Annotated in this window: 20 protein-coding genes; 17 read left to right on the top strand and 3 right to left on the bottom strand. The window is 68.5% G+C overall.

The features are described 5' to 3' along the window. Nucleotides 1-164 precede the first annotated feature (164 nt). From OOK40_RS31675 to OOK40_RS31600, 16 genes are all read left to right on the top strand, one after another. Nucleotides 165-1,556 carry a class I adenylate-forming enzyme family protein gene (locus tag OOK40_RS31675; protein WP_266488437.1) on the top strand — a complete coding sequence of 464 codons (1,392 nt, stop codon included), beginning with the start codon at nucleotides 165-167 and terminating at the stop codon, nucleotides 1,554-1,556. A gap of 5 nt (nucleotides 1,557-1,561) precedes the next feature. Next, nucleotides 1,562-1,801 carry an acyl carrier protein gene (locus OOK40_RS31670; protein WP_266488435.1) on the top strand — a complete coding sequence of 80 codons (240 nt, stop codon included), beginning with the start codon at nucleotides 1,562-1,564 and terminating at the stop codon, nucleotides 1,799-1,801. A gap of 43 nt (nucleotides 1,802-1,844) precedes the next feature. After that, entirely contained in the window at nucleotides 1,845-2,045 is a 201-nt protein-coding gene (locus tag OOK40_RS31665) for an MbtH family protein (RefSeq protein WP_323136135.1), read from the top strand. Nucleotides 2,046-2,055: 10 nt separating this feature from the next. Next, on the top strand, nucleotides 2,056-2,619 hold the full coding sequence (locus tag OOK40_RS31660) for a hypothetical protein (protein WP_266488431.1): 564 nt from the start codon (nucleotides 2,056-2,058) through the stop codon (nucleotides 2,617-2,619). Continuing rightward, a complete protein-coding gene (locus OOK40_RS31655) occupies nucleotides 2,616-3,248 on the top strand; it encodes a DUF6875 domain-containing protein (RefSeq protein ID WP_266488428.1) in 633 nt (210 codons plus the stop codon). The genes OOK40_RS31660 and OOK40_RS31655 overlap by 4 nt, the downstream gene beginning before the upstream one ends. A gap of 314 nt (nucleotides 3,249-3,562) precedes the next feature. Beyond that, nucleotides 3,563-4,414, top strand: a complete 852-nt coding sequence (locus OOK40_RS31650; protein WP_266488426.1) for a HipA family kinase — start codon at nucleotides 3,563-3,565, stop codon at nucleotides 4,412-4,414. After that, on the top strand, nucleotides 4,411-4,794 hold the full coding sequence (locus OOK40_RS31645; protein WP_266488423.1) for a DUF3037 domain-containing protein: 384 nt from the start codon (nucleotides 4,411-4,413) through the stop codon (nucleotides 4,792-4,794). The genes OOK40_RS31650 and OOK40_RS31645 overlap by 4 nt, the downstream gene beginning before the upstream one ends. Before the next feature lie 153 nt (nucleotides 4,795-4,947). Then, nucleotides 4,948-5,709: a 3-oxoacyl-ACP reductase FabG gene (gene fabG, locus OOK40_RS31640; RefSeq protein WP_266488421.1), complete on the top strand. Its 762-nt coding sequence runs from the start codon at nucleotides 4,948-4,950 to the stop codon at nucleotides 5,707-5,709. Nucleotides 5,710-5,726: 17 nt separating this feature from the next. Continuing rightward, entirely contained in the window at nucleotides 5,727-6,488 is a 762-nt protein-coding gene (locus OOK40_RS31635; RefSeq protein WP_266488419.1) for an SDR family oxidoreductase, read from the top strand. Nucleotides 6,489-6,604: 116 nt separating this feature from the next. Next, a complete protein-coding gene (locus tag OOK40_RS31630) occupies nucleotides 6,605-8,185 on the top strand; it encodes an ABC transporter substrate-binding protein (RefSeq protein WP_266488416.1) in 1,581 nt (526 codons plus the stop codon). Nucleotides 8,186-8,263: 78 nt separating this feature from the next. Further along, nucleotides 8,264-8,947 carry a uracil-DNA glycosylase gene (locus OOK40_RS31625; protein ID WP_266488414.1) on the top strand — a complete coding sequence of 228 codons (684 nt, stop codon included), beginning with the start codon at nucleotides 8,264-8,266 and terminating at the stop codon, nucleotides 8,945-8,947. A gap of 341 nt (nucleotides 8,948-9,288) precedes the next feature. Continuing rightward, a complete protein-coding gene (locus OOK40_RS31620) occupies nucleotides 9,289-9,762 on the top strand; it encodes a hypothetical protein (protein ID WP_266488412.1) in 474 nt (157 codons plus the stop codon). Nucleotides 9,763-10,061: 299 nt separating this feature from the next. Continuing rightward, nucleotides 10,062-10,664 (top strand): helix-turn-helix domain-containing protein, encoded by a 603-nt coding sequence (locus OOK40_RS31615; RefSeq protein ID WP_266478181.1) that lies wholly within the window; start codon nucleotides 10,062-10,064, stop codon nucleotides 10,662-10,664. Beyond that, nucleotides 10,634-11,188, top strand: a complete 555-nt coding sequence (locus tag OOK40_RS31610) for a transposase (RefSeq protein ID WP_266478175.1) — start codon at nucleotides 10,634-10,636, stop codon at nucleotides 11,186-11,188. Before OOK40_RS31615 ends, OOK40_RS31610 begins: the two co-directional genes overlap by 31 nt. A gap of 91 nt (nucleotides 11,189-11,279) precedes the next feature. Further along, the gene (locus OOK40_RS31605; RefSeq protein WP_266478181.1) at nucleotides 11,280-11,882 is read left to right on the top strand and encodes a helix-turn-helix domain-containing protein; all 603 of its coding nucleotides are present in this window, start codon (nucleotides 11,280-11,282) and stop codon (nucleotides 11,880-11,882) included. After that, complete coding sequence (locus OOK40_RS31600; RefSeq protein WP_266478175.1) at nucleotides 11,852-12,406, top strand: transposase; 555 nt, start codon at nucleotides 11,852-11,854, stop codon at nucleotides 12,404-12,406. The genes OOK40_RS31605 and OOK40_RS31600 overlap by 31 nt, the downstream gene beginning before the upstream one ends. Nucleotides 12,407-12,417: 11 nt before the next feature. Here the strand turns inward: OOK40_RS31600 and OOK40_RS31595 are convergent, their stop codons facing one another. Together OOK40_RS31595 and OOK40_RS31590 are read right to left on the bottom strand one after the other, a co-directional pair. Continuing rightward, on the bottom strand, nucleotides 12,418-12,882 hold the full coding sequence (locus OOK40_RS31595; protein ID WP_266488410.1) for a hypothetical protein: 465 nt from the start codon (nucleotides 12,880-12,882) through the stop codon (nucleotides 12,418-12,420). A gap of 84 nt (nucleotides 12,883-12,966) precedes the next feature. Then, nucleotides 12,967-13,482, bottom strand: a complete 516-nt coding sequence (locus OOK40_RS31590) for a DinB family protein (RefSeq protein WP_266488408.1) — start codon at nucleotides 13,480-13,482, stop codon at nucleotides 12,967-12,969. 149 nt (nucleotides 13,483-13,631) lie between these two features. Here OOK40_RS31590 and OOK40_RS31585 point away from each other — a divergent pair, with 149 nt between their 5' ends. Beyond that, on the top strand, nucleotides 13,632-14,537 hold the full coding sequence (locus OOK40_RS31585) for a Gfo/Idh/MocA family protein (RefSeq protein ID WP_266488405.1): 906 nt from the start codon (nucleotides 13,632-13,634) through the stop codon (nucleotides 14,535-14,537). Here OOK40_RS31585 and lnt read toward each other — a convergent pair. Next, a complete protein-coding gene (gene lnt, locus OOK40_RS31580; RefSeq protein ID WP_266488403.1) occupies nucleotides 14,461-16,080 on the bottom strand; it encodes an apolipoprotein N-acyltransferase in 1,620 nt (539 codons plus the stop codon). The genes OOK40_RS31585 and lnt overlap by 77 nt on opposite strands. Nucleotides 16,081-16,162: the final 82 nt, after the last annotated feature.

Raw genomic sequence — 16,162 nt, 5'->3', positions numbered from 1 at the left:
AACGCCCCGGCCGCGGGGACGTACGGCCGGGACGTCGCCTTTTGCCGGGGCGGGCGGAATTGATCACTGGGGCGCTTGCCCGACGTTTCACGGCGGTGTTAGTTTCGCCCTCACCAAATGCCGATCGAACGTTTCGCGTATCTGTCTTCGCAAAGGAAGCGTGTATGGCAAATACATGGTGGGGAAGCCATCTGCTGAGCCAGGGCACGGACGACGACCTGTGGGCCATTTCCAGCGCACCGGTCACTCGGGGGCAGTTACGTACGGCGGTCGCTGATCTTGGGAGGCGTTTTCGGGAGCAGGGTATTGCGGAGGGCAGCTCGGTTCTCCTGCGGATGAAGCCGAGTTTCACCTATCTGCAAGTGCTGATGGCCCTGTGGAGCCGCGGCGCGCAAGTGGTTCTGGTCGACTTCCGGCTGAAACCGGCCGAATACGAGCCGCTCGTCAACCTGGTGCGTCCTCAGTACCTCGTCGTCGCGACCGGGGCCTGCGGCCCGGTGGCCGGATTCCGGCAGGAGTCCGACTTCTCGGTCCAGCGGCTGCCGAGCGGCCGGCCGGCCGTCGACGGCATCCGCCTGGTGCAGTTCAGCTCGGGCTCGACGGGTCGGCCCAAGGTGATCGGCAGGCCGGCCGACTCTGTGCTGGCCGAACTCGACCGGCACACCGCACTCCCCGGAGTCCCCGGCAGGGGCGACCGGGTGATGCTGCTGAACTCGGTCATGCACAACATGGGCTTGGTCAGCGGCGTGCTGCACGCCCTCGCGGCCGGGGCGACCCTGATCGTCCCGCCGACGCTCCGCCCGGCCGAGGTGGTGCGGTTGATGGCGCGTGCCGAGGTGTCCGCCGCGTACGGAACCCCCGTGCACTTCGACCTGCTGGCCCGGATCGGGGGCCGGCCCGAACTGCCCGCGCTGCGGCTCGCGGTGTCCGGCGGCGAACGGGTGCCGCAGGACACCTACGAGCGGTTCCGCGCGCACTTCGGCCTGCCGATCAGTCCGGTCTACGGCCTGACCGAGATTGGGCTGATCGCGGGCGACCTGTCCGGCACGTCAGTGCCTCCGCAGCTGGGGCGCCCGGTGCCGGGGGCCGAGGTGAAGGTGCTCGGCGAGGAGCTCTTCGTCCGGATGGACCGTTCGCCGTACCTGTACGGCGAGCACGCCGACCGTTTCACGGACGGCTGGCTGCGGACCTACGACCGGGTCCACCAGGACCCGGCGACCGGGGTTCTCAGCATGCTCGGCCGGGCGGACTCGCTGGTCGTCGTCGGCGGGCTGAAGGTCGATCTCACGGAAGTGGAGACCGTCCTGCTGGGACATCCCCGGGTCACCGAGGTGGTGGTGACCCAAGGGGAGGTCATCGAGGCGTTCGTGGGCGCCGACCAGGCAGTCACCGCGGATGAGCTCACCGCCTGGTGCCGGGAGCGGCTGAGCCCGGTCAAGATTCCCAAGCGGTTCTCCGTCACGCGGCAGCTGCCGCGGAACTCGATGGGAAAGCTGGTCCGCGACCTTGTGCTGATGCACGGGCGCGTCACGTCGGAATCGTCGTCGCAGGCGTAGGGGGAATGGTGATCTCGAAAGACGACATCAGAGCGATCCTGAGCGAGAGCGCGGGGCTCGGACCGCCCGAGGAGCTGTCGGATGACGCCGAGCTGGTGATCGACTCGTTCACCCTGGTCGTCCTCCAGCACGGGCTGGAGGAGCGGCACGGCGCGGTTATCGACCCGCAGTTCGAAGACATGGCGCTGTTCACCTCGATCAACGGCATCCACAAGTACGTGACGAAGGTTCTGGAAGAGAAGTGACGAACCCGTCCCCCACCTCGACCCTTTTGCGCAGGGAGTAATGATGAGCAACCCCTTCGAGACCCCCGACGGCACGTTCCTTGTGCTCGTCAACGACGAGGGCCAGCACTCGCTGTGGCCCGCTTTCGTCGAGGTACCCGCGGGCTGGACGGTCGCTCTCGCCGAGACCGACCGCCAGACCTGCCTTGCCTACGTCGAGGAGCACTGGACCGACATGCGCCCGCTGAGCCTCGTACGACGATAGGGAGACTGCGATGGACGACGCCGCTTTCCAGCAGTTGCTACTGAGGGAGGAGGATCTCGAGGAGTCCTTCTTCGGTGAGGAGCCGAGCGCCGCCTACGATCCCGCCTTCGTTTCCGGCGACGAGTCGGGGCGGGCCATCGTCGACCTGACGAACATGCTCACGCACGGCACGCACCCCGAGACGACGCACCACGCCTCCGCGCTGTTCACGAACATCGTGGGGTCGGTGGTCTTCCACCACGTCGCGCAGTTCGGCAACGGAGCCTGTCGGCAGGTGTTCCAGGAGCTCTTCGACGCGGTGCGCGACTGCGCGCACTACCGGATGGAGCTGAACGACGGGGTGCAGCTCGACATCACGAGGGTGGAACTGGGGCCGGTCGAGGTGGGGGACAGCGGTTTTTTGGTGCGCTGGCTGTCCACCGTCGACCACTTCCGCATCGAGACCGCCTGGGTGATATTTCCCAAGGACGACATCCTCAACTTCATCAACATCCGTATCCCGGACGAGTCCGAGATCCATCGGCTCGCAGGCATCGCCGTCGACCGCGTCGCCGACCTGACGGGTATGTCATGACGCCCACGGCATCTGTCGTCGACTTCGAGTCCGCGCTGGAGTCGGTCGACTCGTGGCTGTCCGAGTACATATCGGCGAACCATCCGGAGATCGGCCGCACGGGTCCGATCTGCCCGTTCGTGTCACCCTCCCGCAAGAACCGGACGTTGGAGATCCGCTTACGTCTGGTCGGGCACGCGCCGAGCCTCGAACTGGTCGAGGAGATCGCGCGCAGCAGTCTGCGCGAGTACGAGCTGACCACCTGGCAGGGCCGAAATCCCATGCTGCAGGCCATGGTGGTCGTCCTCCCCGATCTGCGCAGCGAGGACACGGGACTGCTCGACCAGGCCCAGGCGCGTGTGAAGGACGACTTCGTGGCGCAGGGGCTCATGATCGGCCAGTTCCACGAGAACTGCACGGTGACCGCGGCGCGCAACCCCCGCTTCGTGGTGAGCAGGGCGCCGGTGCCCGTCCTCGCGATCCGCGCCATCGCCCTGCACGACATCTTCTTCCTGTCCGACCGGCCCCTCTGGTTCCGGAAATACCGGGAGAAGTTCGGCAAGTTCTTCGGACCGGATTCCACGGTGATGGATCCGCTCTTGGTGCAGCACTTTCGGGAGAGCGAGCAGGCCTACGGCTTCTCGTCCTGACTTGATCTTCGGCGTCGAATGGTGCGTCGAACTTGATCACGCGGGTCGGTGAACGGCATACGCCACAGCGGCCTTCGCCTGAACAAGTGATCCGACCAAGGAACACACACGTCCAGCGCGAAGGCCGTCCGGCGGGCCGGTTGTCGGCTGCGGACGGGGCTCCAGCGATCGTGATGGCCTCGATGGAGAGTGAGGTTCGGAGCTGAACTCCCCAGATTCTTCCCACTGCTCATCCCGGGTTCTGGGGAAGGAGTGGCTTCGGCCGGCATCGTTACTCGTGAGGTCCGGACGTTGGGCCCCGATAACCTGGGAAAATGCTTACGGAAGTAACCGCGACCCGCTACGTCACACCCCTACGGGAGGGCGGATCACTGCCTGGAATCGTCGAGGCCGACGATTTCGGTACCTACGTCATGAAGTTCACCGGAGCGGGACAGGGCCGTAAGACCCTGGTCGCCGAAGTCATCTGCGGACAGCTCGGCAGGCGGCTCGGCCTGCGGGTCCCCGAGCTGGTCGCCATCCAGCTCGACCCCGTCATCGGTCTCGGCGAGCCCGATCAGGAGGTGCAGGAGCTGCTGAAGGCGAGCGGCGGGCTGAACCTCGGGATGGACTTCCTGCCCGGTTCGCTCGGCTTCGACCCGCTCGCCTACGAGGTGGACGCGGCCGAGGCCGGCAAGGTCGTCTGGTTCGACGCGCTGATCAACAATGTCGACCGCTCCTGGCGCAACCCCAACATGCTGGTGTGGCACGGCGACCTGTGGCTCATCGACCATGGAGCCACCATGATCTGGCACCACAACTGGCCGGGCGCCGCGGTCTCGGCGGCCAAGCCGTACGACGCATCCGACCATGCCCTCGCGCCCTTCAAGCCCGACATCGCCGCGGCCGCCGCCGAACTCGCGCCGCTGGTCACCGAGGAGCTGCTGACCGAGGTCGCCGCCGACGTCCCGGACGAGTGGCTGGTCGACGAGCCGGGTTTCGGGACCACCGACGCGCTGCGCAGGGCTTATGTCGAGGCGCTGCTGCCCCGTGCGGCCACGATCCATGAGCGGATCTCGCTGAGCGCGCCCTCCAAGCCCCGGCCCTCGCAGGCGCCCGGCTGGCTGACCGAGCATCTCACCCCCTGGCCGCACCCGACCAAGAGCACGAAGGACGCGGGCCAGTGAGCGAGCGTGATGTCTTCGAGTACGCGCTGCTGCGTGTGGTGCCGCGGGTCGAGCGCGGTGAGTGTTTCAACGCCGGCGTGGTGGTCTATTGCCGTGCCAAGTCCTTCGTCGCCGCCCGTACGTATCTCGACGAGGGGAAACTCAAGGCCCTCGACCCGCGCGCCGATGTGACGGGGGTACGCGCCGCCCTGCGGGCCGTCGAGGGCGTCTGCCGAGGCGGCGAGGACGCAGGCCAGGCGGCGCGCGACGACGCTGGACGCCGCTTCCGCTGGCTGATCGCGCCGCGCTCGACCGTCGTACAGCCGGGCCCCGTGCACACGGGACTGACCTCCGATCCACAGGCTGAGGTGGAGCGGCTGCTCGACCTGCTCGTCCGGTGAGTGATTCCGTGAGTGACGGGGCGCACCCGGTGGGCCGTTGACACCGGGTGCCAGGGCTTCTAGCGTCACGTCTGCTGAAGGTACTAAGCGGTCGCTCATCCCTGGACGTGGGACGTACCGGATGAGCCGCATCCAAGGGCGAGGAGAACCAGCATGTCCACCACCGAGCAGCGCGTCGCCGTCGTGACCGGGGCTGCGCGCGGTATTGGCGCAGCCACCGCGGTACGACTGGCGGCCGAGGGCCGCGCCGTAGCCGTACTCGACCTCGACGAGGCGGCCTGCAAGGACACCGTCGAGAAGATCACCGCGGCGGGCGGCAAGGCCCTCGCCGTGGGCTGCGACGTCTCCGACAGCGCCCAGGTGGAGGCCGCCGTCGCGCGCGTCGCCGCCGAGCTCGGCGCGCCGACGATCCTCGTCAACAACGCGGGCGTGCTCCGCGACAACCTGCTCTTCAAGATGAGCGAGTCCGACTGGGACACCGTGATGAACGTGCATCTCAAGGGTGCGTTCCTGATGGCCAAGGCCTGCCAGAAATACATGGTGGACGCCGGATTCGGACGTATCGTCTCGCTCTCCTCCAGCTCGGCGCTCGGCAACCGCGGCCAGGCCAACTACTCCGCCGTCAAGGCCGGTCTGCAGGGCTTCACCAAGACCCTCGCCAAGGAGCTCGGCAAGTTCGGCATCACCGCCAACGCCGTCGCCCCCGGCTTCATCGTCACCGAGATGACGGCCCAGACGGCCGCCCGCGTCGGCATGGGCTTCGAGGAGTTCCAGGCCGCTGCCGCCACCCAGATCCCGGTCGCGCGCGTCGGGTTCCCCGAGGACATCGCCAACGCCATCGCCTTCTTCACGGGCGACGAGGCCGGCTTTGTGTCCGGCCAGGTCATGTACGTGGCCGGCGGACCGCTCAACTGAATCGGGAGACGACGGACATGAGCGCAGAGGTACAGGACAGCGGAAAGGTCGCGCTGATCACCGGCGCGAGCCGTGGCATCGGCTACGGCGTCGCCGAGGCGCTCGTCGCCCGCGGCGACCGGGTGTGCATCACCGGACGTGGTGAGGACGCGCTCAAGGAGGCCGTGGAGAAGCTCGGCGCCGACCGGGTGATCGCCATCGCGGGCAAGGCCCACGACGAAGCCCACCAGGCGGCCGCCGTGGAGCGGGTCATGGAGGCCTTCGGCCGCGTCGACTTCCTGATCAACAACGCCGGTACGAACCCGGTCTACTCGCCGATGGCCGAGCTCGACCTGAACGTGGCGCGCAAGGTGTACGAGACCAACGTGATCTCGGCGCTCGGCTTCGCCCAGCAGACCTGGAAGGCCTGGCAGAAGGAGAACGGCGGTGCGATCGTGAACATCGCGTCCGTCGCCGGTCTCGCTCCCTCGCCCTTCATCGGTTCCTACGGCATGAGCAAGGCGGCGATGATCAACCTGACCCTGCAGCTGGCGCACGAGTTCGCGCCGGGTGTCAGGGTCAACGCGATCGCACCGGCCGTGGTCAAGACCAAGTTCGCCCAGGCCCTGTACGAGGGCAGGGAGGAGGAGGCGGCCGCGGGCTACCCGCTCGCGCGCCTCGGTGTGCCCGAGGACATCGGCGGAGCGGCGGCTTTTTTGACTTCTGAGCAATCCGACTGGATCACGGGGCAGACGCTGGTCGTCGACGGGGGTATCTTCCTCAATGCCGGGGTGCACTGAGCCCCCTGGACCCTTTTGTTCCTGAATGTGTCAAGTGCCCTGCCGGGCCATCAGATTGACCCGGCAGGGCGCTGCGGTATGGTCGGCCGACCCATGGCTGAACGAGGAGCGTGCACGTGTTCTACCGGACCTGCCTGCAGGCCACTGCAGCCCTAGCGTCCATATCTCTGCTGGCCGGATGCAGCCTGTTTTCGGGTGAGAGCACCGAGCGCGAGCAGAAGATTACGGTCGGTACGATGAGTGAGCCCACCACCCTCGATCCGGCCGCAGCCTGGGACGGCTCATGGGAATTGCTGAGTAATGTCTTCCAGACGCTGGTGAGCTTCCCGTCCGGCAGCGCAGCGCCGCAGCCCGACGCCGCGAAATCCTGCCGCTTCACCGATTCCAGCAACAAGCTCTTCGAGTGCGAGCTGAAGCCTGGCCTTACCTTCTCCAACGGCGACAAGCTCGACGCCGCGGCGGTCAAGTACTCCATCGAGCGGATCCGGAAGATCGACGCGAAGGGTGGCCCCAACGGTCTGCTCGGCTCGCTCGACAAGGTCGAGGTCGCCGGGGACCGCATCGTGAGGTTCAGCCTCAAGACGGCTGACGCCACGTTCCCGTTCATCCTGGCCACGCCCGCCATGGCTGTCGTCCCGCCCAAGGAGTACCCGGCGGACGAGCTCCGCGAGGACGGCGGGCTGACAGGTTCGGGGCCGTACGTCCTGAGTTCGTACAAGAAGGGCGAACGGGCCGAGCTGACCAAGAACTCCAAGTACGAGGGGTTCGCGAAGCTCAAGAACGAAGCCGTCACCATCCGCTACTTCCAGGACTCCGACGTGATGGTCGGAGAGCTCAAGAAGAAGAAGATCGACACGATCTACCGCGGTCTCACCGCGCAGGAGGTCGTCAAGCTTCAGTCGAAGCAGCCGGAGTACGACGGCCTCCAGCTCGTCGAGACGGTCGGCGCCGACATCCGCTACCTCGTCTTCAACTCCAAGGACCCCATGGCGGGCAAGCTCGCCGTACGCCGTGCGATCGCTCAGGTCGTCGACCGCGGCGCGCTGGTCGGCAAGGTCTACCAGGGCACGGCCGAGCCGCTGTACTCCATGGTCCCCAAGGGCATTTCCGGCCACACCACCGAGTTCTTCGACCGCTATGGCGAGCCGGACGTGGACAAGGCGCGGGCCATCCTCAAGGACGCCGGTATCACCAAGCCGGTGCCGCTGATGTTCGGGTACTCCTCCGACCGTTACGGCTCCGCCTCCAAGGCCGAGTTCGACGAGCTCAAGCGGCAGCTCGACGCCACCGGCCTGTTCAAGATCACGGTGGAGGGCAAGCCGGAGAAGGACTTCAGGAAGGCCTACCAGGCCGGCGAGTACCCCGTCTTCGGACGCGGCTGGTTCCCCGACTTCCCGGACCCGGACAACTTTGTGGCGCCGTTCGTCGGCAAGAACAACGCGCTCAGCATGCCGTACGAAAGCCCCGAGATCACTGACCAGCTGCTGCCCGCGTCCCGGCGCGAGAGCGACCGCGGTGCGGTCACCGAGCAGTTCGAGCGGGCACAGGAGATCCTCGGTGACGACGTTCGGCTGCTGCCGCTGTGGCAGGGCAAGATGTTCGTCGCCTCCAGCGAGGAGATCGGCGGCGGCGAACTCGCGATCAACCCGCAGACGTTCATGCAGATGTGGCAGCTGTACCGCAAGGCCAGCTGGTAGACCGCCGGCAGACCCCGTTGTCAGTGGCCCCCGGTAGGTTCTTTCTCGAGAACTGGTCCCATTCCGGAGGTTGTTGACGTGACCGACACCGACATGCTGCCCGAGTCCTGGCGCGGCGTCCTCGGCGACGAGCTGCAGAAGCCCTACTTCAAGGAGCTCACCGAGTTCGTCGAGGAGGAGCGGGCCAGGGGGCCGGTCTATCCGCCGCGCGAGGAGGTCTTCGCCGCCCTCGACGCGACACCGTACGAACGCGTCAAGGTCCTGATTCTCGGCCAGGACCCGTACCACGGAGAGGGGCAGGGGCACGGCCTCTGCTTCTCCGTGCGGCCGGGCGTCAGGACCCCGCCCTCCCTGCGGAACATCTACAAGGAGATGCAGGCGGAGCTGGGCCACCCCGTCCCGGACAACGGCTATCTGATGCCGTGGGCCGAGCAGGGTGTCCTGCTGCTCAACGCCGTGCTGACGGTGCGGGCCGGCGAGGCCAACTCCCACAAGGGCAAGGGGTGGGAGAAGGTGACGGACGCGGTGATCAGCGCCGTGGCCTCGCGGCCCGACCCCGCGGTGTTCGTGCTCTGGGGCGCCTACGCGCAGAAGAAGCTGCCCCTGATCGACGAGACGCGGCATGTGGTGGTGAAGGGCGCCCACCCCTCGCCCCTGTCCGCGAAGAAGTTCTTCGGCTCGCACCCCTTCACGCAGATCAACGAGGCGGTCGCCGCCCAGGGCCACGAGCCCATCGACTGGCGGATCCCGAACCTCGGCTAGGTCCTGTCCGGTCGATGAGGCCGGATCAGCGAGCGGCCCGCCGCGGAGCGGCTGATGTCACTGTGGTGCGTGCGATCGCAGGCCGGAGGATGGGGGTCCTTCCGCCGAAGGCAGGGGGAGAGCCGACGCGGAGCGTCGGCGACTGACGACAACGCAGCGTGCGTGCCAGGGCACGCGAGCCCGGCAAGATCGACCGGACAGGACCTAAGCGTTCGCGCACCCGGCTGACAGGCTCGGGCCCGTGCCCGAGCCTGTGCGGCATTGTCAAGGGCGGCGGCTAGCGTCGTGATCCGTGACTCGTCGCATTTCGCGCAATCGCCGCACGGACGTGGGAGGCCGCAGTGAGGGAGCAGCCGGAGGCGTCGGGGGACGCCGTCGTGACCCGGATCGGGCAGGCGATCATGCTGCTGCACGGCGGAGACCGCGAGGAGGCACGCAATCGCTTCGGCGCCCTCTGGTCGGAGATCGGCGAGGCCGGTGACGCACTTCACCGCTGCACCCTGGCGCACTACATGGCGGACACCCAGGACGACCCCGGGGACGAGCTCGCCTGGGATCTGCGGGCGCTGGCCGCGGCGGACGGGCTGAGCGAGGAGCGGCCGGCCCGGCACGAGGCGGCGCTCGAGGTGCGTGCCTTCTACCCCTCGCTCCACCTCAACCTCGCCGCCGACTATGTGAAGCTCCAGCGCCCCGAGGCCGCGCGGGTCCATCTCGACCGGGCTCGCGCGGCGACGGACGCCCTGGGGGACGACGGATACGGCAACGGCGTCAGGGCCGCGATCGAGCGGCTGGAGGGGCGGCTGCGGGGGGAGTGAGGCCAGGGCCTGTCGTTCGGATCAGGCCGGATCAGTGAGCGGCCCGCCGCGGAGCGGCTGATGTCACTGTGGTGCGTGCGATCGCAAGGCGGAGGATGGAGCCGATGCGGAGCGTCGGCGACTGACGCAACGCGGCATGGGGGCACCTCCCGTGCCCGAAGGGCTACGGGGGAGTGCGTGCCAGGGCACGCGAACCCGGCAAGATCCGAACGACAGGCCCTAGTGCTGGATTCCTCTTTCGGTGGGTATAGCTGCTGGTAGCGGGGCAGTTGCAGGTGCTCGGGGGCGGGTGCTGGGTAGTGGTGCTGAGGGCACGGCCGGGCCGTGACGAGGGTGAGAAAGCGGTGGTCCACCGCCTGGCGTCGGCCAGAAAGGCGCCGAAGGTTGTGGTGGAGCGCTGCCGGATGGTGGAGCTGAGCTGGGGCGGCTGGCTGGTCCCGCAGATAGCCGACGAGCTGCGGTGCGGTCAGAAGACGGTGCGCCGCTGGCTGCACCGCTTCAACCGCTGCGGGCTGGAGGGACTGGAGGATCTGGGCGGGCAGGGACGCAAGCGAAGGATCACCGAGGCCGAGCGCTCGAGGATCATCGGCCTGGTCAGGCTGACGCCGCCGGGTCGGCTGGAGGTGCAGCCGTCGAACGAGATGTGGGCCGCGGACGAGTTGGGGCCCTCGGAGTGGACTTTGGACGCGCTGGCCGCCACGGCCCGGGACCTGGGCATCGAGGTCAGCCGCTCCCAGGTACGTCGGATCCTGCTGGCCGAGGGGGTGCGCTGGCGGCGCACGCGCTCGTGGACCCGCTCGAGAGATGTGGACTTCGAGGGAAAAGGACGCGGATCGTCGAGCTCTACACCAGCCCTCCCGACGGCGCGACGGTGGTCTGCGCCGACGAACTCGGCCCGGTGATCCCACGCACCTTCCCGCCGGCACCGGGCTGGTCGCCGGACGGACACCGCATCAAAAACGAGCTCGACTACTCCCGCGGACCGGAGAAAACCTGGGTCTACGGCGCCTTACGCGTCCGGGACGGCCACGAGGTCACGATGACGGCCACCTCCCGTAACAGTGCCTTCTACCAGCAGTTCCTTCAGTTGGTCGAGGACGCCAACCCCGTCGGGGACATCTACGTGATCACCGACAATCTGTCCTCCCACAACAGCGTGTCCACCCGAACCTGGCTCGAGGAACATCCCCGCATCAGGCATGTGTTCATCCCAGTCGGCGCCTGCTGGCTCAACCTTCAAGAGGGCTGGTGGCGCATCTTCCGCAAGACCGCCCTGGCCGGACGCTCCTTCGGCGACCGCGACCACATCACCCACGCCACCGAAGTGGCCACGGCCCAGCTCAACGCCCGCGCCCGACCCTGGATCTGGGGCAGACCCGCACCGCCCACCAGGCGTTTACGCCGCCGCTATGTGTACTTCCTTTGAGGAATCCAGCACTAGTGCTGGATTCCTCTTTCGGTGGGTATAGCTGCTGGTAGCGGGGCAGTTGCAGGTGCTCGGGGGCGGGTGCTGGGTAGTGGTGCTGAGGGCACGGCCGGGCCGTGACGAGGGTGAGAAAGCGGTGGTCCACCGCCTGGCGTCGGCCAGAAAGGCGCCGAAGGTTGTGGTGGAGCGCTGCCGGATGGTGGAGCTGAGCTGGGGCGGCTGGCTGGTCCCGCAGATAGCCGACGAGCTGCGGTGCGGTCAGAAGACGGTGCGCCGCTGGCTGCACCGCTTCAACCGCTGCGGGCTGGAGGGACTGGAGGATCTGGGCGGGCAGGGACGCAAGCGAAGGATCACCGAGGCCGAGCGCTCGAGGATCATCGGCCTGGTCAGGCTGACGCCGCCGGGTCGGCTGGAGGTGCAGCCGTCGAACGAGATGTGGGCCGCGGACGAGTTGGGGCCCTCGGAGTGGACTTTGGACGCGCTGGCCGCCACGGCCCGGGACCTGGGCATCGAGGTCAGCCGCTCCCAGGTACGTCGGATCCTGCTGGCCGAGGGGGTGCGCTGGCGGCGCACGCGCTCGTGGACCCGCTCGAGAGATGTGGACTTCGAGGGAAAAGGACGCGGATCGTCGAGCTCTACACCAGCCCTCCCGACGGCGCGACGGTGGTCTGCGCCGACGAACTCGGCCCGGTGATCCCACGCACCTTCCCGCCGGCACCGGGCTGGTCGCCGGACGGACACCGCATCAAAAACGAGCTCGACTACTCCCGCGGACCGGAGAAAACCTGGGTCTACGGCGCCTTACGCGTCCGGGACGGCCACGAGGTCACGATGACGGCCACCTCCCGTAACAGTGCCTTCTACCAGCAGTTCCTTCAGTTGGTCGAGGACGCCAACCCCGTCGGGGACATCTACGTGATCACCGACAATCTGTCCTCCCACAACAGCGTGTCCACCCGAACCTGGCTCGAGGAACATCCCCGCATCAGGCATGTGTTCATCCCAGTCGGCGCCTGCTGGCTCAACCTTCAAGAGGGCTGGTGGCGCATCTTCCGCAAGACCGCCCTGGCCGGACGCTCCTTCGGCGACCGCGACCACATCACCCACGCCACCGAAGTGGCCACGGCCCAGCTCAACGCCCGCGCCCGACCCTGGATCTGGGGCAGACCCGCACCGCCCACCAGGCGTTTACGCCGCCGCTATGTGTACTTCCTTTGAGGAATCCAGCACTAGTTCCCGTAGACCTCCCGGCAGATCCGGGCTTCGGTGCTGCCGGGGCGCCAGCGGCCGTAGTCCTCGCTCAGCGCACAGATGCCGGCGGGGACTTCGACGGGCACCGGCGCCACGGGCTTTGTGGGCCGTGCAGGGCGCGCGGGCATTTCGCGCGGCCGGGAAGCCGGGCCCGAGGTGCCCGGCTGGGCGGGCCTCGGTCTCGACGGCTCGCGCGGGGCGTCCTCGATGGCGGCGGGCGGCATGGTCTTCTCGGACGCCGGGGGCGCAAGGGCCTCCCGCGCCGGGTCCTGCATGTTCTGCGGCTCCACGACCTGCGCCGGACGGCCGCTCCCCGGCGGCGGGGGCAGCCGTGGTGCGGGCGCGGTCCGCGGCTCCACGGCCACGCATCCGGTCAGGACGACGCAGCCGGACAGGGCGAAGGCGGCCATCCCGGCCAGGACGGTTGTTCTCGTTCGGTGCACCTGCCCAACTCTGCTGTGCGCGGCACGCGTTCACCGTCGTACGAGCAGACAATGGCCCACAAGGGTGACGACGGGAGCCGTCGGTCACTCGCCGGTCGCGCCGTCGATCCGCTCACGGAGAAGGTCGGCATGGCCGTTGTGCCGCGCGTACTCCTCGATCATGTGCGTATAGATCCAGCGCAGATTGAACAGCTCTCCGGTGCGGCGGTCCTTCTTCACCGAGAGCTCGTCCAGCGATCGTCCCGCGACGGCTTGCCTGGCTCGCGCGATCTCGGCCTGCCAGGTGGCGTACCCCTCGGCCCAGGTGTCGGCCTCGGTGACATTGATGTCGCCGTCGGGGTCGTCCTTGGAGTAGTAGATCGGCGTGTGCTCCTCGCCGGCCATGGCCACCGGGAACCAGTGCCGCTCGACCTCGGCCATGTGCCGCACCAGGCCGAGCAGGGAGAGCGTGGAGGGTGCTGCCGATGCCGTGCGCAGCTGCTCGTCGTCGAGCCCCGCGCATTTCAGTTCCAACGTGGCCCGGTGGTAGTCGAGCCAGCCGTCCAACATGGTGCGTTCATCTGCGGCGGTGGCCGGTTCGATGCGCTCAGGTGTCGTCATGCCGATCATCCTGGAGCACGGACCCACCTGCCGCCAGGCCTTATTCGCCGAGCATTCCGCGCAGCAAGCTCGGGCCCCCGCAGCGCACGTATGCTGCCGGAGCACACGACGCACACGAATGAACCGGCACAGCGCCAAGGGAGGCCCCTGTGAAGGTCGGCTGCATCGGGCTCGGCGACATCGCGCGGAAGGCCTATCTGCCCGTGCTCACCACGCTCCCCGGGGTCGAACTGCATCTGCATACCCGGACCCCCGCCACCCTCGCGCGGATCGCCGAGACCCACCACATCCCGGCCGGGCGCCGCCACACCGACCTCGACTCGCTGCTCGCCCAGGGCCTCGACGCCGCCTTCGTCCACGCGCCGACGTCCGTGCACGCCGAGATCGTGACGCGGCTGCTGGAAGCGGGTGTGGCGACGTATGTCGACAAGCCGCTCGCGTACGAACTGGCCGACTCCGAGCGGCTGGTGGCCCTCGGCGAAGCGCGTGGCACCAGCCTGGCAGTCGGCTTCAACCGCCGTCTCGCGCCGGGCTACGCCCAGTGCCTGGAGCACCCGCGCGAGCTGATCCTGATGCAGAAGAACCGCCTCGGCCTCGCCGAGGATCCGCGCACCCTCGTACTCGACGACTTCATCCATGTCGTCGACACCCTGCGCTTTCTCGTCCCCGGACCGATCGACCACACCGATGTACGGGCCCGGATCGTCGACGGCCTGATGCACCATGTCGTGCTGCAGCTGTCCGGCGACGGCTTCACCGCCATCGGGACGATGAACCGGATGAGCGGCTCCACGGAGGAGATCCTCGAGGTGTCTGGGCAGGACACCAAGCGCGAGGTCCGCAATCTCGCGGAGGTCGTCGACCACAAGGGGCAGCCGAGCGTACGGCGGCGGGGCGACTGGGTGCCCGTCGCGCGCCAGCGCGGTATCGAGCAGTCGGTGCTGGCCTTCCTGGACGCCGTACGGGCCGGGAAACTCCTCAGCGCACAGGACGCGCTGCGGACTCATCAGCTGTGCGAACAGGTGGTGCTGCGAGCCCTGGAGCAGGCTTCCTGAGCGAGCGCACACCCTCCGCGGCGCAGAGCGCGGCGAGGACCGCCAGTGCTCCGTAGACCGGCCACTCGCCGAACCTGACGAACGGGGTGGTGCCGCGGGCCAGCGGGACGTCGTAGACGGCGGCGGTACTTCTGTCCGTACCGAGCAGGCGGCCGACCCGGCTGCCGTCGGGTCCGTACACCGCGCTGACGCCGGTGAGCGTGGCGTGCACCATCGGCCGGCCGCTCTCGGCCGCCCGCAGCGCCGCCAGCGAGGCATGCTGCTCGGGCGCCCAGCTCCCCTGGAACGACGAGGTCGCCGACTGGGCGATCAGCAGCTGTGCGCCGTCCCTGGTCAGCCTCCTGCCCATGTCGGGGAACGCCGACTCGAAGCAGACCAGCGGCCCCAGACGCAGTCCGCCCGCACCCTCGCCGGGCAGCACCATCACCACCGGACGGCTGCCGCGCAGCCGGTCCTCGCCGGCCGCCTTGCCCACCGAGGTCGCCCAGCCCAGCAGCCCGCGCGCCGGTATGTACTCACCGAAGGGGACGAGCCGCATCTTGTCGTAGCGATCACCGGTCGGACCCTGCGGGCCCACCAGGACCGAACTCTTGAAGATCCCCGCCCGGCCGGCGCCGTCCTGGCTCCGGGCGTCCACATTGACCAGCAGATCCGCGCCGACCGCGCGCGAGAGCACCGCGATACGGGCCGCCAGATCCGGGCGTTCGCGCAGATCCGCGCCGACGCTGCTCTCGCCCCAGACCACCAGATCGATGTCCTGACCGGCCAGTTGACGGGTCAGCTCCTCACTGCGGGCGAAGCGCCGCTCGACGCTCTCGACACCGTCGACGACGCCCGGCTGTACGACAGCGATACGGGCCCGCCCCGACGGCTCCGGCTGCGGAAGCCAGAGCCATACCGCGGTCGTGGTGAGCGCACAGATGACCCCGCCCCCCACCGCGGCCGTCCGGGCGCGCGGCACCGCGATCAGCACCGTCACCGCGGTGTTCACCGCCACCACGAGCAGACTCACCAGCCAGACGCCGCCCACCGAGGCGAGCCGCAGGGCGGGGGAGACCTGCCACTGGCTCGCCCCCAGCAACCCCCAGGGACCGCCCAATCCCTCCCACGACCTGACCAGTTCGATCATCAGCCAGCCCGAGGGCACCACCGCGAGAGCGGCGACCGCTCTGGCCGCCCTCGGCCGCCTCCCGGACAGCAGCGACCACACCAGCCACCCCCAGGGCGCCCACAGCAGCCCCAGCAGCGCGGCGATCAGCACGATGAACACATGCAGGCTCGGGATCAGCCAGTGATGCACGGCGATCATGAAGCCGATGCCGCCCAGCCAGCCCTCGACCGCCGCCCGTCGGCCCGTCGGCGCGTCCCGGACCAGCAGCATCCATGGCACCAGCGCGACATACGCGAACCACCACAGCGAGGGTTCGGGAAAGGCCAGCGCGGGAAGCGCACCGGCGGCCACCGCGGCGACGGCCCGCCAGCGCCCAGACGCCGCGAGCTCTCGCGCGCGGCCCCAGCCAGGCCGGCCGACCGGAATCCGCATACCGCGCCTCCTCGTCCGCCTCGCGGCGACCGCGAGCGGTGTCGTCTCCAGTGTGCGCGAGCAGGACCTGCAAGAACAGTGC

The sequence above is a fragment of the Streptomyces sp. NBC_01481 genome (assembly GCF_026339995.1).
Taxonomy (GTDB): Bacteria; Actinomycetota; Actinomycetes; order Streptomycetales; family Streptomycetaceae; genus Streptomyces.
This window is presented reverse-complemented; position numbering and strand designations above follow the sequence as displayed.